Annotated in this window: 22 protein-coding genes; 13 read left to right on the top strand and 9 right to left on the bottom strand. The window is 73.8% G+C overall.

Annotation, left to right across the window (positions count from 1 at the left end):
• Window positions 1-38: 38 nt before the first annotated feature.
• Entirely contained in the window at window positions 39-986 is a 948-nt protein-coding gene (locus tag ACIRVF_RS38375) for a TIGR01777 family oxidoreductase (protein ID WP_402828887.1), read from the bottom strand.
• A 213-nt stretch (window positions 987-1,199) separates the two neighbouring features.
• Here ACIRVF_RS38375 and ACIRVF_RS38380 point away from each other — a divergent pair, with 213 nt between their 5' ends.
• The 3 genes from ACIRVF_RS38380 (at window position 1,200) to ACIRVF_RS38390 (ending at window position 3,188) form a co-directional block, all read left to right on the top strand.
• A complete protein-coding gene (locus tag ACIRVF_RS38380) occupies window positions 1,200-1,463 on the top strand; it encodes a hypothetical protein (protein WP_402828889.1) in 264 nt (87 codons plus the stop codon).
• 230 nt (window positions 1,464-1,693) lie between these two features.
• Complete coding sequence (locus tag ACIRVF_RS38385; protein WP_402828891.1) at window positions 1,694-2,347, top strand: class I SAM-dependent DNA methyltransferase; 654 nt, start codon at window positions 1,694-1,696, stop codon at window positions 2,345-2,347.
• A 145-nt stretch (window positions 2,348-2,492) separates the two neighbouring features.
• Window positions 2,493-3,188, top strand: coding sequence for an alpha/beta fold hydrolase (locus tag ACIRVF_RS38390; RefSeq protein WP_402828893.1), 696 nt, complete (start codon window positions 2,493-2,495; stop codon window positions 3,186-3,188).
• A 199-nt stretch (window positions 3,189-3,387) separates the two neighbouring features.
• Here the strand turns inward: ACIRVF_RS38390 and ACIRVF_RS38395 are convergent, their stop codons facing one another.
• Together ACIRVF_RS38395 and ACIRVF_RS38400 are read right to left on the bottom strand one after the other, a co-directional pair.
• The gene (locus ACIRVF_RS38395) at window positions 3,388-5,328 is read right to left on the bottom strand and encodes a YhgE/Pip family protein (RefSeq protein ID WP_402828895.1); all 1,941 of its coding nucleotides are present in this window, start codon (window positions 5,326-5,328) and stop codon (window positions 3,388-3,390) included.
• The gene (locus tag ACIRVF_RS38400) at window positions 5,325-6,107 is read right to left on the bottom strand and encodes an ATP-binding cassette domain-containing protein (RefSeq protein WP_402828897.1); all 783 of its coding nucleotides are present in this window, start codon (window positions 6,105-6,107) and stop codon (window positions 5,325-5,327) included. Before ACIRVF_RS38400 ends, ACIRVF_RS38395 begins: the two co-directional genes overlap by 4 nt.
• A gap of 310 nt (window positions 6,108-6,417) precedes the next feature.
• Here ACIRVF_RS38400 and ACIRVF_RS38405 point away from each other — a divergent pair, with 310 nt between their 5' ends.
• From ACIRVF_RS38405 to ACIRVF_RS38425, 5 genes are all read left to right on the top strand, one after another.
• Window positions 6,418-7,161, top strand: coding sequence for an SOS response-associated peptidase (locus tag ACIRVF_RS38405; protein WP_402828899.1), 744 nt, complete (start codon window positions 6,418-6,420; stop codon window positions 7,159-7,161).
• Between the two features lie 146 nt (window positions 7,162-7,307).
• The gene (locus ACIRVF_RS38410) at window positions 7,308-12,572 is read left to right on the top strand and encodes a tetratricopeptide repeat protein (RefSeq protein ID WP_402828900.1); all 5,265 of its coding nucleotides are present in this window, start codon (window positions 7,308-7,310) and stop codon (window positions 12,570-12,572) included.
• Between the two features lie 5 nt (window positions 12,573-12,577).
• Window positions 12,578-13,834 carry a CHAT domain-containing protein gene (locus ACIRVF_RS38415; protein ID WP_402828902.1) on the top strand — a complete coding sequence of 419 codons (1,257 nt, stop codon included), beginning with the start codon at window positions 12,578-12,580 and terminating at the stop codon, window positions 13,832-13,834.
• Window positions 13,831-14,874, top strand: coding sequence for a hypothetical protein (locus ACIRVF_RS38420; protein ID WP_402828904.1), 1,044 nt, complete (start codon window positions 13,831-13,833; stop codon window positions 14,872-14,874). The genes ACIRVF_RS38415 and ACIRVF_RS38420 overlap by 4 nt, the downstream gene beginning before the upstream one ends.
• Window positions 14,875-15,280: 406 nt before the next feature.
• Window positions 15,281-15,817 (top strand): LodA/GoxA family CTQ-dependent oxidase, encoded by a 537-nt coding sequence (locus tag ACIRVF_RS38425; protein ID WP_402828906.1) that lies wholly within the window; start codon window positions 15,281-15,283, stop codon window positions 15,815-15,817.
• Here ACIRVF_RS38425 and ACIRVF_RS38430 read toward each other — a convergent pair.
• Both ACIRVF_RS38430 and ACIRVF_RS38435 read right to left on the bottom strand, forming a co-directional pair.
• The gene (locus ACIRVF_RS38430; RefSeq protein ID WP_402828908.1) at window positions 15,754-16,299 is read right to left on the bottom strand and encodes a hypothetical protein; all 546 of its coding nucleotides are present in this window, start codon (window positions 16,297-16,299) and stop codon (window positions 15,754-15,756) included. The two genes, ACIRVF_RS38425 and ACIRVF_RS38430, sit on opposite strands and share 64 nt — an antisense overlap.
• Before the next feature lie 135 nt (window positions 16,300-16,434).
• Window positions 16,435-17,676, bottom strand: coding sequence for a styrene monooxygenase/indole monooxygenase family protein (locus ACIRVF_RS38435; RefSeq protein WP_402828909.1), 1,242 nt, complete (start codon window positions 17,674-17,676; stop codon window positions 16,435-16,437).
• Between the two features lie 256 nt (window positions 17,677-17,932).
• Here ACIRVF_RS38435 and ACIRVF_RS38440 point away from each other — a divergent pair, with 256 nt between their 5' ends.
• Entirely contained in the window at window positions 17,933-18,286 is a 354-nt protein-coding gene (locus ACIRVF_RS38440; RefSeq protein WP_402828910.1) for a zinc ribbon domain-containing protein YjdM, read from the top strand.
• Between the two features lie 379 nt (window positions 18,287-18,665).
• Window positions 18,666-20,393: a penicillin-binding transpeptidase domain-containing protein gene (locus tag ACIRVF_RS38445; RefSeq protein ID WP_402828912.1), complete on the top strand. Its 1,728-nt coding sequence runs from the start codon at window positions 18,666-18,668 to the stop codon at window positions 20,391-20,393.
• 17 nt (window positions 20,394-20,410) lie between these two features.
• On the opposite strand, the gene ACIRVF_RS38450 is transcribed toward ACIRVF_RS38445, so the two are convergent.
• Window positions 20,411-20,890, bottom strand: a complete 480-nt coding sequence (locus ACIRVF_RS38450; RefSeq protein ID WP_402828914.1) for a hypothetical protein — start codon at window positions 20,888-20,890, stop codon at window positions 20,411-20,413.
• A gap of 156 nt (window positions 20,891-21,046) precedes the next feature.
• Here ACIRVF_RS38450 and ACIRVF_RS38455 point away from each other — a divergent pair, with 156 nt between their 5' ends.
• Both ACIRVF_RS38455 and ACIRVF_RS38460 read left to right on the top strand, forming a co-directional pair.
• On the top strand, window positions 21,047-21,556 hold the full coding sequence (locus ACIRVF_RS38455; RefSeq protein ID WP_402828916.1) for a DUF2199 domain-containing protein: 510 nt from the start codon (window positions 21,047-21,049) through the stop codon (window positions 21,554-21,556).
• Between the two features lie 56 nt (window positions 21,557-21,612).
• Window positions 21,613-22,143 (top strand): GNAT family N-acetyltransferase, encoded by a 531-nt coding sequence (locus ACIRVF_RS38460; protein WP_402828917.1) that lies wholly within the window; start codon window positions 21,613-21,615, stop codon window positions 22,141-22,143.
• 49 nt (window positions 22,144-22,192) lie between these two features.
• Here the strand turns inward: ACIRVF_RS38460 and ACIRVF_RS38465 are convergent, their stop codons facing one another.
• Complete coding sequence (locus tag ACIRVF_RS38465; RefSeq protein ID WP_402828920.1) at window positions 22,193-22,678, bottom strand: nitroreductase family deazaflavin-dependent oxidoreductase; 486 nt, start codon at window positions 22,676-22,678, stop codon at window positions 22,193-22,195.
• 144 nt (window positions 22,679-22,822) lie between these two features.
• Here ACIRVF_RS38465 and ACIRVF_RS38470 point away from each other — a divergent pair, with 144 nt between their 5' ends.
• On the top strand, window positions 22,823-23,506 hold the full coding sequence (locus tag ACIRVF_RS38470; protein WP_402828922.1) for a TetR/AcrR family transcriptional regulator: 684 nt from the start codon (window positions 22,823-22,825) through the stop codon (window positions 23,504-23,506).
• An 8-nt stretch (window positions 23,507-23,514) separates the two neighbouring features.
• Here the strand turns inward: ACIRVF_RS38470 and ACIRVF_RS38475 are convergent, their stop codons facing one another.
• Both ACIRVF_RS38475 and ACIRVF_RS38480 read right to left on the bottom strand, forming a co-directional pair.
• Entirely contained in the window at window positions 23,515-24,054 is a 540-nt protein-coding gene (locus ACIRVF_RS38475) for a GNAT family N-acetyltransferase (RefSeq protein ID WP_402828924.1), read from the bottom strand.
• A 20-nt stretch (window positions 24,055-24,074) separates the two neighbouring features.
• Window positions 24,075-24,452, bottom strand: a complete 378-nt coding sequence (locus ACIRVF_RS38480) for a hypothetical protein (protein ID WP_402828926.1) — start codon at window positions 24,450-24,452, stop codon at window positions 24,075-24,077.
• Between the last annotated feature and the right edge of the window lie 48 nt (window positions 24,453-24,500).

The raw sequence follows: 24,500 nt of genomic DNA on the forward strand, positions 1-24,500 counted from the left end.
CCGGGGCGAAGCTGTGAAACCGCCGTGACGAACCCGCGTCACCGCTGTCGTCCGCGCAGCCGCCGGACCAGGTTGCGGGCGGCCTGCGGCCAGTCCGGGTGGGCGAAGGCGAAGCCCGCCTCCAGCAGCCGGGTGGGGACGACGCGGCGGCTCTTCAGCAGCAGTTCGCTCTCCGAGCGCAGCGCGAACGCGCCGAGCTCCGCCATCCAGCGTGCGGCGGGCAGCGCCAGCGGCATGCCCCAGCCCGCGCGCAGCTCGCGCATGAACTCGCGCTGGGGCAGCGGGTCCGGGGCGGCGAGGTTGACCGGGCCGCTGAGCTCTTCGTGCTCGATCAGGAACTCGACGGCGCGGGCGAAGTCCTCGTCGTGGATCCAGGACACGTACTGCGCGCCGCCGGCGATCGGTCCGCCGACGCCGAGCCGGGCCAGCCAGGACAGCGAGTCGAAGGCGCCCCCGCGCTCGGGGCCGAGGACGACGGCGGTGCGCAGCGCCAGGCGCCGGGTGTGCGGGGTGTCGGCCTGCGCCTGGGCGTCCTCCCAGGCCCGGGCGATGTCGATGCTGTACCGCCAGGAGGCGGGGGCATCGGGTTCGTCGCCGCCGATCCGGCCGGTCAGCTCGTCGTTGGGCGCGTCGTGCCGGTGGGCGTACACGGTGGCGGTGCTCATCTGCAGCCAGACGGCGGGCGGCCTGCGGGCTTCGGCGATCGCCCGTCCGACGGCCCGGGTGGAGTGCACCCGGGAATCCATCATGGCGCGCTGGTTCTCCGGGCTGTAGCGGCAGTTGACGCTGCGCCCGGCCAGGTTGACGACGGCGTCGCTGCCGTCGATCTCTGCCGTCCAGGCCCCCGGGCCGCACCCGTCCCAGCCGACCTGCCGGGGCCCGACGGGCCGTCGGCTCAGCACCACGACCTGGTGCCCGGCGGCCGTCAGGCTGCGGTCGAGCAGGGTCCCGAGCGCGCCGGAGCCGCCGGGGATGACGATCTTCATGACTTTCCCCCTCATCTCTGACGGCGAGCCTACCGCGAGATTTGAACGCGTTCAATTCAGCCCCTCCCCCCTTCTCGCAGCACCGGCCACGGCCCGGACCGCGGGAGAGTCAGCCTGGGCACGTTTGACGAAAACATGTCATGCGCCGTTGTCCGGCGCTCCCGGCGGTGCCAGGATCACCGCACTGTCCGTACGAACCGCTGGGAGAAACCCATGAGGATGCGCATCGCCCTGCCCCTGGCCCTGCTCACCGCGGCGGGCCTGTTCGCCGGTGCGAACACCGCTGCGGCGTCGGGTTACCCCGGCTACCAGTGCTTCAAGACCGCCGACCGGGCCGTCTACTGCAGCGACGTCAAGGTCAAGAACCATGCCACGGGCGCCGCCCGGATCGCCTCCTGCCCGGCCGACGTCGTCGCCAGGATCTCCGGCAAGCCCTACGTCGCGGCCTCGCGCCCCTCGTCCGCGCACAGCTGCTGACGTCCGGCCCACGACCGGCCGCCCGGCGGAAGCCCCCCGGGCGGCCGGTTCCGTTCCCGCCGACCGTGCCGCCTGGTACGGCGCGACGAACGGAAGCCCCGTCGGTACGTTGAATTGCGCCCACCTGGACGGCCCCTCGCCCGGTTCCACCGGGCCGACGGTCGGAGCCGGCTCGACACGGATCGTCGTCGCGCCGGGCATGCCTTGGTCAGTGAACTACGGTGCCGGGCATGAACACCGAAGACTGGTTGCCGGACACCCGGACGTCCTACGACACCGTCGCCACCAGCTATGCGGACCAGGTGCGCGACCTCCTGGACCGAACACCCTACGAACGCGCGGCTCTGACGCTGTTCGCCGACCTTGTGCGGACGGCCGGCGGAGGGCCGGTTGCGGATCTGGGCTGCGGGCCGGGGAGGATTACCGCCTACCTGCACGCACTGGGCGTGGACTCGTTCGGGATGGATCTGTCGCCCGCGATGGTCGAGGTGGCTCGGCGTGATCACCCCGCCCTACGGTTCGAGGTCGGCTCCATGACGGACCTCGACCTCGCCGACTCCTCGATGGCCGGTCTGGTCGCCTGGTACTCGCTGATCCACGTCCCCGACGACGAGATCGGCTCGGTCTTCACCCACTTCCGACGGGTGTTGCGGCCCGGTGGTCCACTGCTCCTCGGCTTCCACGTCGGCGATGGGTCGCGGCTGAAGACACACGGGTACGGCGGCCACCCGATGAGGGTCCACGTCCATCGCCGCCGGCCCGGCCGGATGGCAGCCTGGCTCAACGATGCCGGCTTCACGGTCGAGGCGCAGATGACTCTCAGCTCTGCCGAGAGCGCCCACGGGGGAATTCTCTTCGCTCGTCGCCGGCCTGCTGTTCAGTAGGGGCCCGCGGCTCGCAAGCCCTCTCGGCCGGCCCCGGGGCCCGCCGGCCGGCAAGGTCCACCTGGCCGATCTTCGGGTCCCTGTCGCAGCGGCGGATACTCCTGTCGTCGGTCGAAAGGCGGCCGCGGCGGACCGGGAGGCAGCGGTGAGGGTCGTGTTCGTGCACGGGGCGTGCGTACGGGACGGGTCGTGGTGGTGGCACCGCACTGCCGAGCTGCTGCGGGAGCGAGGGGTGCGCAGCGTAGCGCCGGCGCTGCCGAGCTGCGGCGAGGCGGGCCTTCCCGGGGGCCGCGGCGGTCCGGGGCTTCCCGAGGATGTCGCGGCGGTGCGGCAGGTGCTGCTGGACGGCGACGAACCCACTGTTGTGGTCGCCCACAGCTACGGTGGCGTCATCACTGCGGAAGCCGCTGCGGGTGCCGGGGCGGTCCGCCACCTGGTGATGATCTCCAGCTATCTGCCCGAGGTCGGGCAGAGCCTGTCGGACTTCGGGGACGGCAGCCCCGCCCCGTTCCTCGACGTCGACTCCGACGACGGCACCTTCGGGGTCCGCCCCGAGCTACTCGTGGACACCTTCCTGCAGGACTGCGCCCCCGAGATCCAGGCGCAGGCTGCGGACCACCTCGCCCGGCAGAGCGTGCAGGTGACCGGGCAGCCGGTCCGGGCGGCCGCATGGCATCAGGTGCCCTCGACCTACCTCGTCTGCGCCCAGGACCGGGGCACGCCGCCAAGCCGGCAGCGCGACTTCGCCCGCCGCGCCGGCAGCGTTGTCGAACTCGACGCCGGCCACCACCCGTTCCTGTCCCAGCCCGACACAGTCCGGGACCTGCTGCTGAGCCTGTGATCGGCGGCCACGGGATCACCCACGAGGAGGACTCACCGCAGACCCCGGCGGCCGCGGCCTTCACGCGGGAACGCGTCCAGCAGGACCGACCCGACGGTCCGTCAAACCGGTACGCCCACCGAATCCGGCGTCGGCGACGCCATCCGGCCCCCCGGCGTCCCGGCGTCCCGGAGGCGGGGACGCCGGGACGGTCCGGCCGTCACAGCTCCAGGTCCGGGTGGAGGCGGGCGACCGTCCACACCCGCCGGCGGCACAGGGCCAGCGAGGTGAGGGCCAGGAACAGGACGCCGAAACCCGCCAGGACTGCGATGTCCCGGGTGAGGTGGTCGGCCGGGCCACCGCTGATCGTCACCCGGAGCCCGTCGACCAGGTAGGTCATCGGCAGGAAGGGGTGAACCGCCTGGAACGGCGCCGGGGTCGTCTGCATCGGGTACAGGCCGCCCGAGGCGGTCAGTTGCAGGATGAGCAGGACCAGGGACAGCACGTCACCCGCCGTACCGAACGCGGTCCGCAGGCAGTGGTCGACGGCGACGAACGCGGCGGCACCGACCGAGAGGAGCAGGACGGTCTTCCAGGGGGCCTGCGCGTGCAGCCCGAGGCCCGCGCTGACGACGCCGTAGAGGATCAGGGCTCCGAGCACGCCCAGCGCGGCGGCCGGGAGCCAGCCCGCAACGGCGAGGGTGGAGGCCCGGGTGCGCGCGGCCAGCGCCCTGGTGTTCACCGGTCGCAGGAAGAGGTAGGCGAAGAGGCCGAACACCCATAGCGCGATGCCGAAGAAGAACGGGGCCAGCCCGCGGCCGTAGACGCCGGCCGGGTGGAGGTTCGACCGGTCGATGTCGACGGGCGTCCCCAACACCTTCGACGCATGGTCCACTTGTCCGGAATCCAGGACGGGGACCTGCTTCCTGCCGTCGTCGATCAGGGTGGCCAGCGTGGTGGCGCCGGTGTGGGCCTGGTCGGCGGCGGTCTTCAGTGCCCCGGATCCCTGCTGGAGGGCGGACAGGCCCGTGGACACGGTGGTGGCCCCGGCGGCGATGCTCTGGGCGCCGGAGTCGACGAGGGCCAGCGGAGTCTGCGCGTTCTGGGCGGACTGCTGGGCGGCCACGGCGGCCTTCTGGAGGGCGACGGCCTGCTGCTGCGCCGTGTGGGCGTTGCCGCTGGCGGTCGCAGCGTGACCGTCGATCTGACCGGCGACGGTGTCGGCCGCCGTCATGTCCTGTTTGGCACGCTGGAACACGGGGTCGTCGCCCAGTCCCGGGTGCGCCTCGGCCAGGCGGTCCAGATCGGCCACCGCCTTGGCGGTTCCCTGCTTCACCGCCGAGGTCGCGGTGTGGACGGCGTCCACGCCCTGCGAGACGACAGTGGCCGCGTTGACCACGGCGCCGGCGGCCGTGCTCAGCTGCGGCGCGGCCTCGGTGAGGGCGGCGGCCGCCGCGTGCACCTGGGCCGTGGCCTGGCTGAGCTTCTGGGCGCCGTCGGCGAGCTGGGTGGAGCCGGACTGCAGCGTCGCACCGGCACCCGCTGCGGCGGAACTCCCCTGCTGCGCAACGGTAGTCGCGTTCACGAGCCCCTGCGCCGCCTGTGCCGCCGTGTTCAGCTTTCCACCGATGTCCGCGAGCCGGCCGTAGACGCCGCGGACGTACGCCTCGTGCGCGGCGGAGTTGACCTGTTCCTGCAGCTTCGTCTGGACGACCTCGGTCATGACGCCGGCGATGTAGTTGTTCGCGTCGTTGAGCTGGATGTGGATCCGGGCCTGTTCCGGCTGTGCGTCGGGGCCGGTGGCGAGGCGGGCGCTGAAGTCGGCGGGGATGCGGACCGTGAACGCGTAGCGCCCGTGCTCCAGACCGGTGCGGGCCGCGGCGTCGTCGACGAACGCCCAGTCGAACTCCCCCGAGGCCTTGAGTTCCGTCACGACCTGGGCGCCCGCGTCCACCCGCTGCCCCTGTCGGGTCTCGGCCGGGTGGTCCTCGTTGACCACCGCCACGGGGATGTGCCCGGTCTTCCCGTAAGGATCCCAGTTCGCCCACAGGTACATGGCGCCGTACAGCAGGGGCACCAGACACAGGACGAGCGGGACGAACCGCCTCAGCGGGCCCCGGAAGCTGCGCAGTTCCAGCACGGCGAGCCTGATCGCGGTCATGTGCCCTCCCCCTCCCGGGACGCGCGGGCGTCCCCATCCTCCGGTCCCCGCCGTCCGAGCACCCGCCGGGGGATTCGCGACGAGGCATCCGGCTCGTCCGCCTGCGCCGGCCGCTCGGGCAGGCGGCTCCGTCGGGGCAGGGCCACCAGCCCCGGCGCGGGGTGGAGGCCGACCCCGGGTCCGGGCGGGTCGAGCGCACCCGCCAGAACGGTGCAACCGGCCTTGAGGACCAGGCCCACGAGCTGCCACGCCCGGGCCCGCTCCTCCGCCGGGCACCCACGGTCGACGTCGTCCGCGACGATCACGGCGGGACGCGTGGCCAGAGCGAGTGCGAGGGCCACGCCCAGGGCCTCCACCGGCGGCAGGTCCCGCACCAGTGTCCGGGGGTCCACGTCGATGCCGAGGACCGAGAACGCCTCGTCCAGCCGGGCACCGGCCCCCCGACGGCGGCTCAACCACCGGCGCTCGGCGACCAGTTCGCGCACCCGCAGGTCCGGGTCCAGGCCGACGGCGGGCTCCGCACGGGCCACCGCCACCAGTCCCCTGACGCGACGGCCGCCCCGGGGCAGGGCGTGACCGCCCACCCGGACCGCTCCGCCGTCCAGCCGCATCCGCCCCGCGAGCGCGAGCAGCACCGTGGTGCGGCCCGAGCCGCCGGGCCCATGGACCACCAGCAGCCCTCCGGGGTCCACGTCCACGTCCAGGTTCTCGAACACCGCTCCCCGGGGCCCGCGCACGCTGGCTCCGCGCGCGACCACGTCCACACCGGCAATCTCCACCCCCAGCCGGTAACCCGCCCGGGCCGGGACATGTCTGTCAGACCGGTCACATACGACCACGCCGCTCCCGGCGCTCACCGCAGGATCGGCGGTCGGGCCGGTGCTCGACCGACTCGGTGGTGGCGGCATGTCCGCCGTGCCCGCCCTGGTCCACCTGCTGCCCACCGCTGCGGCTGGTCCTCCGCCCGGCCTTCATCGACGTCCTCCGCCGCGCCTGCGGGCACACTCCGGGCCACGCCGTCCCCACTCCGGACGGCCGACCGGCGCGCTGAGGGCCCGGCTGTCCGTGCCGGGTGGCAGGCTGGGGGGCATGTGCGGCCGCTTCGTCTCCACCACCACGCCCCAGGACCTCGTCTCGCTGCTCGGAGAGCTCCGGTGGGACCCGGCCGAGACCCTCGCGCCGAGCTGGAACGTCGCGCCCACCGACCCGGTGCCGGCCGTCCTGGAACGCCTCGACAAGGAGACCGGCGAGGTGCTGCGCCAGCTGCGTCCGCTGCGCTGGGGCCTGGTCCCCTCCTGGTCCAAGGACCCGTCCGGCGGCGCCCGGATGATCAACGCCCGCTCGGAGACCGTCGACACCAAGCCCGCCTTCCGCAAGGCCTTCGCCGCCCGCCGCTGCGTCATCCCCGCGGACGGCTACTACGAGTGGCGCGAGGTGCCCGCCACCGCGGACCGCAAGAAGTACAAGCAGCCGTACTTCCTCAGCACCGGCGGCGTGATGCTGATGGCCGGCCTCTACGAGTTCTGGCGCGACCCGACCCGGCCCGAGGACGACCCGCTCGCCTGGCTCGCCACCGCGACCGTCATCACCACCGACGCCACCGACTCCGCCGGGCGCGTCCACGACCGGATGCCGCTCACCATCGCCCCCGGCGACCTCCCCACCTGGCTCTCCCCCGGCCACACCGACCCGGCCGAACTCCACCACCTGCTGCGCCGCCCCGCCGACGGCGCCCTGCGGGTCCGCGCCGTGCCGCCCACCGTCAACAGCGTGCGCAACAACGGGCCCGAGCTGCTCGACACCGCGCCGGACCCCCTGGGGCTCGCCGACTGATCCTGATCACGGCTGGTCCCCACTGATCCCGGCCGATCCCGGCTGATCCCGGCCTTGGGCCAATCCGCTGACAACAGGCCTGACCAGCACTACGGTGGGCGGGCGAAGCCGTAAACAGGGGGTGGGGGCGCGAAGTGTTGATGTCCATGACGGCACACATCCGCCCCGAGAGCGGCATGCCCGACCTGGAGTCCTTCGAACAGCGCCACCGCCCCGGCTCCCCCTCGGCGGCCGACGGCGACCCGCACGCCGCCGTCCTCCCTCCCGAGGCCGCGCAGGCCGCGCTGACCGTCGAGGCCACCACCCCGACGCCCAACCTCCCGCCCCGCGCCTCCGGCCGACTCATCGGCCGGGAGAGCGAGTTACGGGCCGTCGCCGATGCCCTGGCCCACCACGACGGCGGCGGGCTGGTCACCCAGGCCACCACCCTCCACGGCCTCGGCGGCGTCGGCAAGACCAGCCTCGCCCTGCACCACGCGTACGCCCGGGCCGACCACTACCGGCTGATCTGGTGGATCACCGCAGAGTCCGAGGGCCAGCTCGCCGAGGCCTTCGCCGGGCTCGCCGTTCACCTCCACCCCGTCTGGGCCCTCACCGCGACGCCCGGCCAGCAGGTCGAGTGGGCCATCGCCTGGCTGCGCGCCCACGACCGCTGGCTGCTCGTCTACGACAACGCCGAGGACCCGGCCCACCTCACCCCCTACGTCGGCCGACTGCTCGGCCACGGCCACCAGCTGGTCACCAGCCGCCGCGCGGGCGGCTGGCACCCTGGCATCCGGCCCGTGCGGATCGACGTCCTCGACGCCCCCGAGGCCGCCCGGCTGCTCTGCGGAGCCGCGTACCCCGGCGCGGCGCTCGACCCGGCCGAGCAGGACGAAGCCCGCGCCCTCGCCGACGAGCTGGGCCACCTGCCGATCGCCCTGGCCCAGGCCGGCGCCTACGTCCAGCAGACCGGCACCACCTTCGCCGCGTACCGCGAACTGCTGCGCGCCACCGGGCCCGTGGGGCCGGGGGCCGAGCACACCGTCGCCCGGCTCTGGCAGACCACCCTGCGGACCGTCCAGCACACCGCGCCCTTCGCCGTCGAACTGCTGCGCACCCTGGCCTGGTACGCCCCCGAGGCGCTGCCCCGCGAAACCCTCACCCCCTTCGGGGCGCGGCGCCCGGACGAGGTGGACCGGGCCCTGCGGCTGCTCGCCGACTACCACCTGATCACCCTCGGCGACACCGTCACGGTGCACCGCCTGCTCCAGCGGGTGCTGCGCGACTCCGGCCCCGCCCACGGCTTCCGGCAGCGGGCGGAACAACACCTCGCGGAGGCGGCGGCCCGGCTCTGGCCCTCGGGCGGCGCCGGGCTGCGGCGGGCCCTGCTGCCGCACATCCGGGAACTGGCCGACAGCGGGCCCTCGGAGCAGCCGACGGCCGAGACCGTCGCCCTGTACGGCCTGGCGGCGGACGAACTGACCGACCGGGCGCAGCAGGTGTACGCCGTACGCCTGGTGGAGGCGCGGGCGGACGGACAGCGACGGCTGCTCGGCGAGGACCACCCGGAGACGCTGACCACCGAGCGGCAGCTCGGCCGGCTGTACGCCCGGACGGGCGATCCGGCGCGGGCCGTCGAACTGTGCCTGGCCGTGTTCGCGAAGCGGTCCGGGGCCCAGGGCGCGGACCATCCGGATGCCCTCGCCGACCGGCACGTGCTGGCCAAGGCCTACCGCAAGGCCGGTCACCACGCCATCGCCGTCGGGGAGTTCCGCGCGGTCGTCGCCGAGCGGACGAGAGTGCTGGGGGCGGACCACCCCGACACGTTGGACAGCCGGGGAAGTCTGGCGTTCGCGCTGCAGGTCGCGGGCCAACACCGGGATTCGGTGGCCGAGTTGGAGCGCCTGGTGACGGACGCGGAGCGGGTGCTCGGCGCCGACCACCCGGACGTCCTGACCCGCCGGAACGCGTTCGCCTTCGCCCAACTCGCCGCGGGGCACCACGGCTTGTCCATCCGGCTCTACGAGCAGGTGGTCGCCGACCGCACCCGGGTGCTCGGCCCCGATCACCCCGACACCCTGAACAGCCGCGGCTGGCTCGCCGCCGCCCACGCCGACTCGGGCGACCACCCGGCGGCCATCGCCGCGTACGGGAGCGTGGTCTCGGACCGCGCCCGGGTGCAGGGCAGGGACCACCCGCAGACCCTCCACGCCCGCGGGCGGCTGGCCACGGTTCGGCGCAACTCCGGTCAACTGCTCCTTGCCACGGAGGAATTCGTGGCTCTGGTCGCCGACTTCACCCGGGTGCTCGGCCCCGACCACCCGCACACCCTCGATACCCGGTGCAGTTTGGCCCGCGCCCGCCGGAGGGCCGGTCAGGCCAACCTCGCGGTCGAGCAGCACCGGCTCCTGGTCCGCGACCGCACCCGGATCCAGGGCCTCACCCACCCCTCCACCCTGGCGGAACGCGGCCACCTGGGCTACGCGCTGCGCGTGGCGGGCCTGTTCGGGCGCGCCGTCGAGGAGCTGGAACACCTGGTGGCCGACCGGATCCGGATCCAGGGCCCCGACCACCCGGACACCCTCGACGAGCGGTCCGGTCTCGCCTGGGCGCTGCAATCCGCAGGCTACCCGCGCGACGCGCTCGCCGTGCGACGGCAGCTCCTCGCGGACCGGCAACGGGTTCACGGGCCGGAACACTTCGAGACCTACGACGCCCGCCTCGCCCTCGCCCGCGGCTTCAGCCACGTCGGAGAGCACCAGCGGGCCGCCGAGCTGTGCGACGAACTGGTCGCCGACCGGGCACGGGCCCTGCGGACCGACCACCCCACGGTCCTCCACACCCGGATCTGGCAGGCCTGGCTGCACGGCGAGGCCTGCCACCACGATCACGCCGTACGGCTGCGCGAACAGCTGGTGGCCGACCGCACCCGGGTGTACGGACCCGGGCACCCGAGCACGCTCGACGCGCGCAAGGGCCTCGCCCACAACCTCCAGGCGGCCGGCCGCCTCCGGGAGGCACTCGCCGTTCGCGAGAGCCTCGTGGTCGACCGGAACCGGATCCAGGGCCCGGAGAACGCCGACACCCTCAGCGCCCGGCTCAACCTGGCGGTGGCGCACTGCGAGGCCGGTCACTACCGCCTCGCCGTCCAGCAGTTGACCGAACTCATCGCGGACCACACCCGTCTTCAGGGACCGAACCACCCGGACACCCTGGAGGCGCGGTTCTGGCTCGCCTCCGCGCACGACGCCGCCGCCGAGCCCCTGCGGGCGGCGGAGCTGTTCGGTGCGCTCGCGGCCGACCGCGCCAGGGTCCTCGGCCCCGGCCACCCCGACACCTTCATCACGCGCTCCCGGCTCGCCGGCAGCCACCGGGCGGCCGGCCACCACCAGCGCGCCATCGCGCTGTTCCGGTCGCTGGTGGCCGACCTCTGCCGCGCCGCCGGACCGGGCCATCCCGAGACCCTGGACGCCAGGAAGGACCTGGCCATCGCCCTCTCGTCCGCGGGCGACCACCGGCTGGCCCTGGAGCTGCACGGCCTGCTCGTCGCGGACCGGACCCGGATCCAGGGCGCCGACCACCCTCTGACCCTGCACTCCCGGTGGTTGCGGGCCAACGCCCTCACCCAGGCCGGTCGGCACCGCCGGGCCCTTGAGCCGTACGCCGAGCTGGCGGCCGACCATCACCGCGTCAACGGCGCCGAGCACCCCGACGCTCTGGTGGCCCGCTGGTGGCAGGCCATCGGGAGCGTCCAGGTCGGCGACCACCGGCAGGCGGTGGCCCGCTACACCGTGCTGGTCGACGACTTCACCCGGGTCCACGGTCCCGAACACTCCCGTACCCTGTCCGTCCGCAGCGGCCTGGCCTGGGCCGTCGCCCGTGCGAAGGACCACCGACGGGCCGTCGCGCTCCATCAGGACCTCGTGGCGGACCGGATCCGCGTCCAGGGCCCCGAGCACCCCGACGTGCTCACCGCCCGGTCCGATCTGGCCCACGCCATCAGCACGGGGTGGCAGCACGAGCGAGCCACTGCGGTCCACCGAGCCCTTCTGACCGATCGCGGGCGGATCCTGGGGGCCGACCACCCGGACACGCTCGACGTCCGGGGCAGCATCGCGCTGAGCCTCCGCCTCTCCGGCCGCTACGCCGAGTCCGCCGCGCACTACCGCGAGGCCTTGGCCGCCGCCGTCCCGGTCCTCGGACCGGAGCACTCCTTCGTACGGGAGCTGCGGCACGGCCGTGCCACGGCCCTGGTCCTCAAGGGCGAGCTCGACACCGCCGTCGCCGAACTCTCGTCCATCGCCGACGACCGGGCGCGGCCCCGCTGGTTCGACCTCCCCGGCGTGGTCCGCGCCGGTTGCACGCTCGCCGTCGCGCGCCACCTGAACGGAGAGCACCAGGCGGCCCTGAGTCTGGCCGCTGACCTGGTCGCCACCGCCGTCGAGGCCCTCGGCGGCTCTGACGAGGCGACGGTCACGGCCCGAGAGACCCGTGCGCTCCTGCTGGCCGACGGGGCTCGGCCGCTGCGCGCCGTCGTCCGGTTGGAGGAACTGGCGGAGGGCTGCACCGAGGACGCCGGTCCGCACAGCACGCTCACATCGAGCGTCCGCCGCAGCCTCGCCCACGCCCGGCTGCGGGCCGGGGACGCCGAGGGCGCCATCCAGGTGTACGAGCGCATCATCGCCGACCGGACCGCGGCCGGAAGCGCCTCGCCGACCGCCGGGCTGCTGGCCGGTCACGGCGAGGCCCAGGACGTCGCCGTCAGCATCGGCGCCGAACACCCCGGGCCGCTGCCGGTGTTCCCCTCCCTCGCCGTCGGCCTGGCCGGCGCCCTCGTGGCGGCCGGGCGACGCGAGGCCGCCCGGGAACTGCTGGCGGCGGTGTGCGTCGGCCGCGAGGCACTGATGGACCCGGGCCACCCGCTACTGGCGGAAGCCCGTTCCGCGCTGGCGCAGCTCGACCGGGCCGAGCCCTCGTCGACCCCCGGCGCACCCGTTCCCGCGGAGCCCATCAGGACCAAGCCCACCCCTTTTCCCCGCCACTCCCGCGGCTCGGTCCGCCGAGCTCCCCAGCCGGCCGTCGTCCGGCCGGCCTGGCGCCCCCGCCTCACCCTCACCGAGGAGCCCGCCGTGGGCACCACCACCCACCTCGAACTCCGCCTGGAGCCCAGCGACGACCCCGAGGCAGATCCGACCGCGCTGCCCGACCTGCGTCTGGTCGCCGCCGTCGACCCGCACGCGGTGCTCGAACCGCCCGTCACCGACCACACCCCGGCCGGTCCGCCCGCCCGGTTCGCGCTGACCCCGGCCGCTCCCGGCTCGTACACCGTCCGGGTCACCGTCTTCGACCGGGGCCACGGCGCCGTCCTCCAGGACCTCTGCGCCGTCGTGGACGTGCCCCGGCCCACCCCAGCCCAGGACCAGGAGTAATCGACGTGCCCCGGGATCTCCACGTCACCATCCGGCAGAACCCCTCCGCCGACTACACCCGGCTGCCCCTCCAGACCCGTCCGGACGGCCTGCCCTCGAAGGAGCGGGCCCCGCTGGACCTGATCGTCACCCTTCGGCGACACGGCGACGAGCTGAACGTCGCGGCCTTCCGGACGGGCGAGCGCACCCCCGGGAACCGCATGCACCGGGCCCGGTTGGCCGTCTCCGCGCCCAAGCTGCTCCACCTCGCCGCCCGGCTGCGCAGCGTCTGGCGCGACCGCCTGATCGGCTACGATCCCGACCCGCTCAACCCGTACCCCTTCGCGAGCACCGTCGACTTCACCCCGCTGGCCGCCGTCGCCGAGCGCAAGGTCGCCGAACTCGCCGAGGAGGGGCGGTACTTCCTGGAGACGATGTTCGAGGGCAGCGACCGCAGCCTGGTCCTGTTCCGCGAGTACCTCAACCGCACCCTGACCGAGCACGGTTCCCTGCGGGTCAGCTTCGACTCCGACCTCCACCTCCCCTGGCCGATGCTCGCCGTGGAGAGCGAGCGGCCCGACCCCTGGGCGGACTTCCTCGGCCACCGCCACCAGATCGAGCAGACCGGCGCCGCCTACCCGCCGATCCAGCCACCGAACTCCGCCCGCGCCAGGCCCGTCACCAGCCTGAACACCGACGAGCAGCTCACCGGCATAGGCAGGGCGCCCGACGTGCGCAAGCTGCTGGAGGACCGCTCCCAGCTGACCGTGCGCACCGAGTCCGACCTGCTGCTGAAGGCGCTGTCGGCGGCTGTGCTGGACGAGGACGTCATGTACTTCTGGTGCCACGGCCAGTTCGTCGCCAACGACTCACCGTACGAGCAGCTGGCCGTCCGGCTCTCCGACGACCGGCACATCGACGCCGAGCTGGTGCGCCGCCACCGCCGCCACCACCTCGACCGGCCGGACGCCGTCTTCCGGCCCTTCGTGCTGCTGAACGCCTGCCACACCGGCCAGTCCGCGGCGGCCGAACTCGACCATCTGGGGCGGGCATTGGTGGACCTCGGGGCGGACGGCGTGCTCGGCCCGCAGATCCAGATCCCGCAGGAGTTCGCCGCCGAGTACGCCTTCGCCTTCCTCGACCACTACCTGACCGGCGAGTACACGGCCGGTGAGATCACCCAGCAGCTGGTGCGGTGGTTCGCCCGCGAGTACCGCAACCCGCTGGCCCTCGCCTACTCCCTGCACTGCGGCATCGACAGCATCCTGGAGCTCAACGCATGACCACCACGGCGCCGCCGACCACCGCACGCCCCGCAACCGTGGACCTGGACGAGCACGGCCGCCTGGTCGTGCCCGGCACGGCGACGCCCGTCCCCGAGGCGCGGGTCGCCGAGCACCTCGCCCGCCATCTGCGGATCCCCGCGTGGGCGACCGACCTGTTCGTCTACGTCCACGGCTGGCAGACCAGCCCCGGGGCCGCCCACCGCACGGCGGCCGCGCTGGTCGACCGGGCCGCCGCCCTGCACGTCGCCGCCCCGGGCGCCTACCCGGGACTGGCCGCCGGGTTCCGCCCCTGGTGCGTGGTGGTGCGCTGGCCCTCCTCCAGCCTGCCGACCCTGCACGGCTACCGGCGCATCCGGGAGCGCGCGCACGCGATGAGCGCCCGGGGCCAGGCCGGGCGCATCCTCGGCCACCTGCTCGGCTACCTCGACAGCGGCCGAGGCCGCCCGGACGCCCCGCGCGTCCTGGCCAACCGGCACGGCCAGTACCTCCACCTGCTCGGGCACTCCTTCGGCGGCCGCTTCCTCTGCGAGGCCGTCCAGTACGCCGCCGACCGCCCGGCCGGCCCGCCAGTGCTGAGCTGGTCGTCCCGCCCCGGCGATCCGGCCCGCCCGTTCACCGTCGACAGCGCGCTGGTCTTCCAGATGGCCGCGCCCCGCGACGCCTTCGACCGGCTGTTCCCCCGGCTGTTCCTCGGCCCCGGCCGGGCCGGCGCCCCGCTGCGCGGCCCGCTCGTCCTCACCCACTCCCGCTGGGACCGCGCCACCGGCTTCTGGCACCTGCGCGCCGAGGGCCGCCCGGGCATCGGCCACTCCGGTACCGGCTCCGCGCCGGTCGCCCAGTTCAGCACCCGGCTGCGCCCGACCGACTCCCCGTACCCGCACGCCGACCTCGACCACCCGATCGTCAACATCGACGCCGGGCACGTCTACCGGGGCGGCCTGGCCACCCGCCACCTCCACCCCTCCGGCGCCCACTCCGACTTCCAGCACCCGGAGTCCGCCCACCTGCTCCTCAGCCTGGCCTCCCACTCGCGCTGATCGCACGGCGGGGGCCGGGACCCCGCGCTGATGCCCGGTGGCGCTTCCCGGCGACGAGGCCCGCCGGTGACACCCGCCGGCACGGGTGGCATTCGAACGATGCCTCCCTTGAACGGCCGTCCCCGGCATGACGGGTGACGGCCCCCGTCCCATGCTGGAGACGCGGACATCCTGGCGCGGCAGGCATCCGACCGCGCACCTGTCAGCCGGCCGACCCACTCCCCATGACGGAGCGGCCGCGAAACCCGCGCTACGGACCCCCGGCGTTTCCCGTTCGAAGCGGCCGCCGGCCACCGCCCGGCCCTGGTCCACCCGCGTCCACGTCCGCACCCACGTCTTCTTCCACGTCACCGCCCGACGCCCCGCCGTACCCGCCCGCACCCGCGAACTCCCAGGAGCCACCCGAATGACCGACATTGCCTATGTGAAGATCCACCCCGCGATCGGCATCGCGCGGGTGGGCAACGGCGACACCTTCTTCTACGGGCCGGAGACCCCCGACGAGCCGCCCGGTCCGCCCGGCTTCTCCAAGGAGGGCACCGGCAGGATCAAGCGGCAGGCGGCCCGCTTCCGCGTGTACGGCTACGACAAGGAGGGCGAGGTCGTCCGGGAGGTCCTGGACGGGCAGGGCGGTGCCGGCGTCGAGTGGACGGTCCACCTCGCCAACCGGAAGGCCGCCTGGTACAAGTTCTCGCTCGCCCTGGACATCCCCGAGGCCCAGCGCCTGTCCCAGGACCAGTACGAGCGGCGCAACAACGCGCTCAGCAGGAGCCTGCTGACCATCGACCCCGGCCCCCGGACGATCTCGGGGGCGAACCAGGACGGCCGGAGCTTCGACACCGGGAAGATCCGTCCGCGACACACCCGCTCGGACCCGCGTCAGCGCTGGCGCACCGCACTGAAGCCGCAGACCGGGGTGCAGAGCGTGACGATGCCGCTGTAGCGGTAGTTGGTCCGGCCCCGGGAGATGGTGTGCACGGTCAGCTTCTCCCGCAGGGTGGTCTGGAAGCAGCGCGGGCAGGCGGCGGTGACCGGCTTGCCCCACGGGCGGTTGGGGTTGAGCTTGGTGACCGCCACGCCCATGAGGACGACGGACAGGCCGGTGCCGACGAAGCCGACCACCTGCCACACGCCCTTGCCTGACTCGCGCCGGTCGATCATCTCCTGGTAGCCGTAGATGCCCCCGCCGCCGTGGTTGGACCAGATCCGGCACTCGTCGCTCCGGGTCATGGTCGTCCCGTTGCAGGTCGGGGCGCTGTCCGGGTCGGACTTGCCGACCACCAGCGCCAGGAAGAGGCCGAGGCCCGCCAGGAGGACCAGCACCACCAACGCCGTCGCCCGGCTGCGGCCGGTCTGCAGGCGCGTGCGTTCCTTCACCGCCGTCTCGATCACAGCGTTCGCCATGTTGCTGCCGTCGACCGCCACCACTCGTCTCCTGATGTCCGCGTTCTGTCCGTAAACGTCCCCCGGCGGGCCGGGGTCGACACGAACCCACCATGATCAGGACGGTCCCGCGCGGAACTTGGCGAGACCTTGACCTCACCGTGACACGTCCGACGCTCAGTCCCGGGGTGCCACCGAGGCCAGGTAGGCGGCCGCCTTCTCCGGGTCCAGCAGCCAGTCCTCCACATCCGCCGGGTCGTTGAAGGAGTTGGCGAACCGGTCGGCCACGGCGGGGAGTCGACCGGCCGCGACGAACAGCTCCCCCACGTGCGGGGGCGCCGGGGCGAGCATCGCGTTGGTCCAGTTGGTGACGGCCCGCCCGGTCTCCGCCCAGAAGCGGTCGAAGGCGGCCTGCTGGAAGTCCCGGTCGAAGGGCTTGTCACCGTGCGCGAGGATCGCCTCCAGGTACAGCGCGGCGCACTTGGCGGCGTTGTTGGCCCCCTGGCCGGCGATCGGGTCGTTGGTGACGACCACGTCGGCGACGCCCAGCACCGCCTGTCCGCCGGGCAGTTCACCGACCGGGCGACGGACCACCGGGGTGAAGCGGCCGGCCAGGGTCGCTCCGGCGTCGGTGAGTTCGACGCCGGAGCGGGTGCGGTCGTACTCCCAAGGGGTGAAGGTCTTCATCAACTCCAGCATCACCCGCAGGTGTTCGGCCGGATCGCGGACCCCGTCGAAGGCGTCCGCCGGACCGCCCGGCTGCGCCTCCCAGAACAGGATGTCGCACGGTCCCGCGGCCGTCAGGGCCGGCATGGTGAAGAACTCGCCGATGCCGGGCAGCAGGTTGCAGCGCACCGCCGGGAAGTCGTGCTCGGGGCGCGGCGCGAGCCCGTACACATAGCTCACGGCCAGCGCGCGCTGCGGCCGCAGGTACGGGGACCGCTCCTCGTCGCGCTCGAACAGCGAGGCGAGCTTGCCCTTGCCGGAGGCGACCAGCACCAGGTCGTACGAGCCGGCGAGGTGCTCCAGGTCGGCGGCGCTCACCTGCCGCAGCTCCACCCGGCCGCCGCGGGCGGCGAAGGCCTCCAGCCAGGTGGACATCTTCAGCCGCTGGTCGACGGACTGGGCGTAGGCGTCCAGCCGCCCGACCCAGTCGATCACCCGGGTCGACTCCGGCCCGCCGACCGACACCCCGACACCCTCGATCCGGGGCGCCCGTTCGGCCCACAGGTCGAGGCCGAGGGCGCGCTCGGTGCGCAGCGCGGAGTCGAACATGCACTGGGTGGACAGCACCCGCCCTCCCCGGACCTCCTGCGCGTCGCGGTCCGTCAGCAGTGTGACGTCGTAGCCGTGGGACTGCAGCCCGAGGGCCAGTTGGAGGCCGGCCTGCCCGGCGCCGACGATCAGGATCCTGCGCATCGCCCCTGCTTCCTTGGTGGTCGGTCCAGCCCGGGGCGCCCGCTCCGCCCGGCTGCCAGGTGACTGGATATCAGGCCGGAGCGCCCGCGTCCACGGCGCGGACGGGACGGGCGCGCGCCGGGTGGGAGCCGGTCGGGGGCCAGGGGAGCGGCCGGGGGCGTCGGGATGGCGATTTGAAAAATTCTTCAAGTTCATACAGGCTGGCCAGCCGCCGACACTCGTTGCCGACCGGACCGAACAGGACAGCCAGAACCCCATGAGCGACAACCTCCCCCCGTGCCCGCAGTGCTCCAGCGAGTACACCTACGAGATGAACGCCCTGATGGTCTGCCCCGAGTGCGCCCACGAGTGGGCTCCCGCCGGCGCCGACGCCCAGGCGGGCGCCGGCGAGCGCGTGATCAAGGACTCCGTCGGCAACGTGCTGAGCGACGGCGACACCGTGACCGTCGTCAAGGCCCTCAAGGTCAAGGGCAGCGCCTCGGGCATCAAGGCGGGCACCAAGGTCCGCAACATCCGCCTGGTCGACGGCGTGGACGGCCACGACATCGACTGCCGGATCGAGGGCTTCGGCGCGATGCAGCTCAAGTCCGCCGTGGTGAAGAAGGCCTGACGCAACATCAGATTTTCGGGAAGCAGACGGCCCGTACGAGCACTGCCGCTCGCACGGGCCGTCGCCGTTTCCCTGGTCGCCGACCGCATCCGCGACCTCCTCGACGCATCCGCCCGACCGGTCCGGACCCAGTCAGGCACCCCCGCCCGGCCGGGTCGGCCCAGCGGGCAGCAGACGCCGGTGAGCCGCTCGGGCCGGGCCGGCTCCCGGCCCGACCAGCGTCGCAGGTCAAGCGCTCGCAAAGCCCCCGCTGTCGCCCGTCGGGCCGCCGCCGCATAGGCTGTCCGGGCCCGAACGGCCCGGCGGGCGCTTGAACGACAGGGCGCGTCCGGGAGGGACGGGCGCCACACACCGAAGGACCCAGGGGGGACGCAGCACCATGTACCAGGAACACGACGAGCAGCATCCGGAGCAGGACCACGACGACCACCTCGTCCACGACGACCACGAAGAGGCCCCGAACCGCTCCCGGTCCCGCCGGGTCTGGCTGGTGGCGATCGGCGGCGTGTTCACCGCGCTGGTGGTGGTCGGCGGGTACGGCGCCTACAACGTGGTCAGCGCGGTGTCCGGCGGTTCCTCCGGCAAGGGCGCCGGTGCGGACGCGACGGCCTCCAAGGGCCCGCAGGCGCCGCCCACCGCCGCGGAGGCCGACGCCGTCGCCAAGGACTTCCTGGCGGCCTGGGGCCGTGGGGACCTCACGGTCGCGGCCGGTCTGACGGACCGTCCGGAGGCCGCCCGGGCAGCCCTGACCTCGTTCCACGACGGGGTGTCCGCCCGGGCGCTCACCCTGACCGGGACGGGCGCCGCGGCCTCCGGCACGCCGAGCGAGCCCGCCGTCGGCTACCGGGTGCGGGCCGAGTTCGACGGCACCACGGAGGCCTGGGAGTACGACAGCACGCTGGGCGTCGTGCGCGCCGCGGACGGGCGCATCCTGGTCCGCTGGGCGCCGACGGTGATCCACCCCAAACTGGGCGCCGGGAAGACGCTCGCCGTCAAGGCCCTGCCCAACCCGGTGTCCAAGCCCACCGACCGCAAGGGCCGGCCTCTGGACTCGTTCCCGTCGCTGCGGTCCGTGCTGCCGCAGATCGCCCCACCCGACGGTGCGAAGGTCGTCACCGGCCAGGCCGTGGTGCTCAGCGGCGGCGGCTCGCAGGACCCGGAGCAGCTGTTCGTGCTGACCCCGCCCAGCGCGCCGAAGGTCGAGCTCACCCTGGACGCCGACCTCCAGCAGGTCGCCGAGGACGCCGTGAAGCAGCAGTCGGCCGACGGCAAGCCCGCCTCGCTGGTGGCGATCCAGCCGAGCACCGGGAACATCCTGGCGATGGCCTTCGCCCCGCAGGGCGGCTTCAACCGGGCGGTCGGCGGCGGGCAGGCGCCCGGTTCGACGATGAAGGTGATCACCTCGGCCGCGCTGCTGGAGGCCGGGCTGACCCCCGACACCGCGGCGCCCTGCAAGGAGACCACCAACTCCCCCCGGACCTGGCACAACGACGAGCCCGGCAACCACCTCGACTACACCCTCAGCGACGACTTCGTCCACTCCTGCAACACCGGGTTCATCGACAAGGGCCTGGAGAAGCTCCAGCCCGGCACTCTGGCGTCGGTCGCCCGCGACCAGTTCGGCCTGGGCCTGCAGTGGCGGATCGGCATCCCCAACCGGGACGCCACCATCCCGGTGCCGGGGAACAAGGACGAGGCGGCCGCCGAGTACATCGGACAGGGCCAGATCCAGGTGAACTCGCTGCTGATGGCCTCGGTCGCCGCCACCGTGCAGAGCGGAACGTTCCGTCAGCCCGTGCTGCGCGAGGACGTCAAGCGCGTGACGGCCCCCGGCCGGCTGCCCGCGGACGTCGCCCAGAGCCTGCGCTCGATGATGGCCCGGACCGCGACCCAGGGCACCGCCCGGGCCCCGATGTCCGGGCTGAGCGGCCAGATCGGTGCCAAGACCGGCACCGTGGAGGCCGGGTCGCAGGCCACCAACAGCTGGTTCATCGCCTACCGCAACGACCTCGCCGTCGCCGCCGAGGTGGAGGGCGGCGGCCACGGCAACAGCGCCGCGGGCGTGGCCGCGGCCCAGGTCCTGAAGGCCGGCGGCGGCAAGGGCTGACACCGCCCGACGAAGCGCTACCGGAGCGGTTCGACCTGCTCCGGGGTGACGCAGTGGGTGTACTCGCCGACCTCGACGGTGTACCCCATCGGCGGCTCCAGCGCGCTCTCCCACCACAGCCCGGTGACCCGCCCGACGGCCCCGGCCGGCCCGCCCTCCGGGGCCGGGCCGGCCAGGATCCGCACCCGGGTGCCCTCCGGCAGGTCACTGCGGTAGCGCGGCGGCAGGTCCGTCCGGCAGCCGCCCAGCGCGGCCAGGAACTCCGGCCGCAGCCGCCACGGGCTCCCGTCCTCGGTCACCACCCCGTACACCGGGCCGTCGCCCTCGACCCTGCAGCCGACCACCACGCCCCGGGTGCCGACCAGCCCGTCCCCCAGCCACCCGAGGTCCGGCACCGGCGGCCCCGGCGTGACCAGTTCCACCAACGCGCCGTACCCCAACCGGGCCTGATCCGGCCAGGGCGTCTCGTCCAGCAGCCACCGATGCCCGCCCGCCACGCCCGTACTCCCATCCCCGCGGACCACTGCGGATCACTGCGGACTTCCGCGCCACGCTAGCAGGGCCGGGGCGCCCGCAGTCCGCGGCGTCCGCTTCGTTCGTCATCAACCCACCCGGAAGACACAAGGTCAGTGCCTGCCCGTAAGCTGCCGTGCATGTCTGACCACCTCGGCCACACCCGCACCTGCTGCGACCGGCACCACGACGAACTGCCGCTCAACTTCTCCACCCTGGCACCCGACGTCTGGGATCCGGCCCTGGAAGCCGACCCGGACAGCATGCTGACGGCCGAGCAGTGCGTCGTCGGGGGCCAGCACTTCTTCGTCAAGGGCCTGATCGAGATCCCGGTGACCGGCGGCGAGGAGGTCTTCTCGTGGGGCGTCTGGGTCTCGTTGAGCCAGGCCAGCTTCGCCCGCGCCACCGAGCTGTGGGAGACCGAGGGCCGGGAGGCGGAACCGCCGTACTTCGGCTGGCTGACCACGGAGCTGCCGATCTACTCGCCGAGCACGATCAACCTGAAGACCATGGTCCACACCCGTCCGGTCGGCCGACGCCCCTTCATCGAGCTGGAGCCGACCGACCACCCGCTCGCCGTGGAACAGCGGGAGGGGATCAGCCAGGACCGGGTCCGCGAGATCGTCGCCGCGGTGCTGCACCCGAGCTGAGCCTCCGTCGGCCCCAAGTCGGCGGCCGCGGGGCGCGGCTGGGGCATCATGGCGCGATGCCCGAACTGACCGACCCGACCGTACGGCTGCGGAGCTCCTTCCTGGCGGCGGTCGCCGAGTTCCGCGCCGAGCCCGGCGCGACGCCCGTCCCGTGGTTCGTGTCCGACGTCGAACCGGCCGCCCGGACGGACCCGGCCGCGTTCGCCGGCTACGTCGCGCGTGTCCTGGCCGAGCGCACCGAGGCGGGCATGCGGGCCGACGCGGGAGTGCCGATGACCACACTGTGGTGGGCCGAGGGCGACCAGATGCTGGGGCGGCTGGCGATCCGCCACCGGCTGACCCCCGCGCTGGAGCGGGTCGGCGGGCACATCGGCTACGACGTGCGGCCCGGCGCCCGGCGGCGCGGCCACGCGACCGCGATGCTGGCCGCCGCCCTGCCGGTGGCCGCCGCGCTGGGCGTCAGCGGCGCACTGCTGACCTGCGACGGGACGAACACCGCCTCCCGGCGCGTGATCGAGGCCAACGGCGGCCGCCTCGTCGCCACGGAGGGCGGCAAGCTCCGCTACCTGGTACCGACCACCGCCTGAAGCCCGGTGTCCGGCGCCCAGGCACCCGTCGGCGGGCACCTGGCGCCGTTCAGTCGGTCGTGACCCGGAAGACCGGGAAGCCCGGGGCGATCCGCAGCAGTTCCCCGGTCGGGGAGCCGGCGTCGACGCCCTCGAAGAAGTAGCCGACCTCCCACTTCCAGCGGCGCAGGTACTCGCGGAGCACCTCGGGCTTGTCCGCGTCGGGCAGTTCGACGGCCCGGAAGGTCTCGCTGCGGCGGCCGACCCGAAGCTCGCCGGTCCCGGCGACGCGGAGGTTGCGGACCCACTGGGTGTGGCCGCGCGGGGCGACCAGGTACTGCGCGCCCTCGTGGGTGAGCAGGTTGACCGGGGTGGTGCGCCATTCACCGCTCTTGCGGCCACGGACGGCGAGGACCCGGGAGCCCCAGAGGCTGATGCCGGCCCTGGTGAGGGCGGCGACCAGGTTGATGAGCAGCCGGACGGCGGCGGCGCCGAGGCGGCTGGTGGGCGCGATCAGGCGGGTGGCGGGGTCGGGCGACTGGGCGGGCTGGGACATCGGACTCCCTCGATTCCATGACTGCCGCTTCAATTCGAGAGCACTGCTCTCGTTGACGCCTTCAGCATGGCAGCGGTCGCCGCCGGAAGCAAGAGCACTGCTCTCGAATGCGTGCGCCGCTCCAACCTGTGGCAGACTCCTCGCATGCCAGCCATCCGCACCGCCCGCGAACGGGCCCGCGAGGAACTCACCCGCGAGATCAAGCAGGAGGCCCGTCGGCAGCTCGCCTCCGCGGGCGCGCAGCAACTGTCCCTGCGCGCCGTCGCCCGCGAACTGGGCATGGCCTCCTCGGCGCTCTACCGCTACTTCGCCGGCCGCGACGAGTTGCTGACGGCACTGATCATCGACGCCTACAGCGAACTCGGCGAAGCCGCCGAAGCCGCCGACGCGACCGCCGCCGACGCCTCCCCGCGCGAGCGCTGGCGGGCGGTGTGGCAGGCCGCCCGCGACTGGGCCCGCGCCAACCCGCACGAGTTCGCCCTGATCTACGGCACGCCCGTTCCGGGCTACGCCGCGCCCCGGAGCACGGTCACCGCGGCCGCCCGCCTCCCGCTCGTCCTGCTCGGCATCGTCGGCGCGGCCCCGCTGCGCCCCGTCCCGGCCGGCCCCGCCCTCCAGGGCGCCCTGCCCGAGCAACTCGCCGGCCTCGCCGCCGCCTTCGCCCCCGACCTCCCCCCGCGCACCCTCGCCCGCGCCGTCTCCGCCTGGATCCAGCTCATCGGGCTGATCGGCTTCGAACTCCACGGCCACCTGGTCGGCTCGCTCGACCCGGCCACGGACTTCTTCGCCTGGACCACCGAGGAGGCGGCCGACGCCATCGGCCTCTGAGGCCCGGCTCAGCCGGCCGATGTGGCCGGAGATCGCCTGCCGAGCCACTGTTCGGCGCCCCAGGCGTCGAACCGTTCCACTTCGATGAACCCCAGCTTCGCCGCGAGTCGCATCGAGGCGAGATTGGCACTCTGGGTGGTCAGTACCACCGGCTCGCCGGGGAGCGCGCCCGCGAGCCAGCCGAGCGCCGCCGCGCACGCCTCGGCGGCGTAACCGGCCCCCCACGCCCGCGGCAGGAACAGGTAGCCGAGATCGGCCTTCCCCTCAGCGGCCGGACGGCGGTGGCCCGTTGCCCTCCTGAGCAGGACCTGTCCGATCATCGACCCGTCGAGTTCGACGACGAAACTCCCGGGCCACCGCTCGGGCACCTCGGGCAGCTCGCGCTCCAGTTCGTCGCGCCGCCGGGGGCCGCCGAGGTAGCTGTGCACCTGCGGCGAGGCGAGCAGCTCGACGAACGCCGTACGGTCCCGGGGCTCGGGCTCGCGGAGCACGAGCCTCTCGGTCCTGATCGGCGCGGGAGGCCAGGCCACGGATCCAAGATTTTCCATCCGCGCACGGTAACAGGCGGTCACCACGACCGGTCCGGTACCTGTAGCCGTCTGCGCCACCAACCGTCGATTCCCTGGGGCGAATCCGGCATCCTCAGCCACGGCATCGGGGTGCTCCGCCGGTCGAACTCGGCGTCGAGACGGGCGACCAGGCGGCCGAGGTCGGTGCGGGCACCGCGGGGCAGCCAGCGCAGTACGGCCTCCAGCTCGTCGCGCGCCAGGACCGGGTTGCACGGGTCGCAACCGACTTCCGGCTCCGGCAGTGCCCGCCCGGGCTGGTCGAGGTACCGGCGGCACCCGGCCAGCGCCCAGAACACCGTGTCCGGCGCCAGCCGTTCGTCCTCCAGCCGCCGGATCGCCGCCCGGGTCAGCCCCGAGACGCCACGGATCCGGCGCACCGGCACACCTCGCACGGGCTGCCGGCACTCCGCCCGCAACCCCTTCGG

This window comes from Kitasatospora sp. NPDC101157, from assembly GCF_044768255.1.
Lineage (GTDB): Bacteria > Actinomycetota > Actinomycetes > Streptomycetales > Streptomycetaceae > Kitasatospora.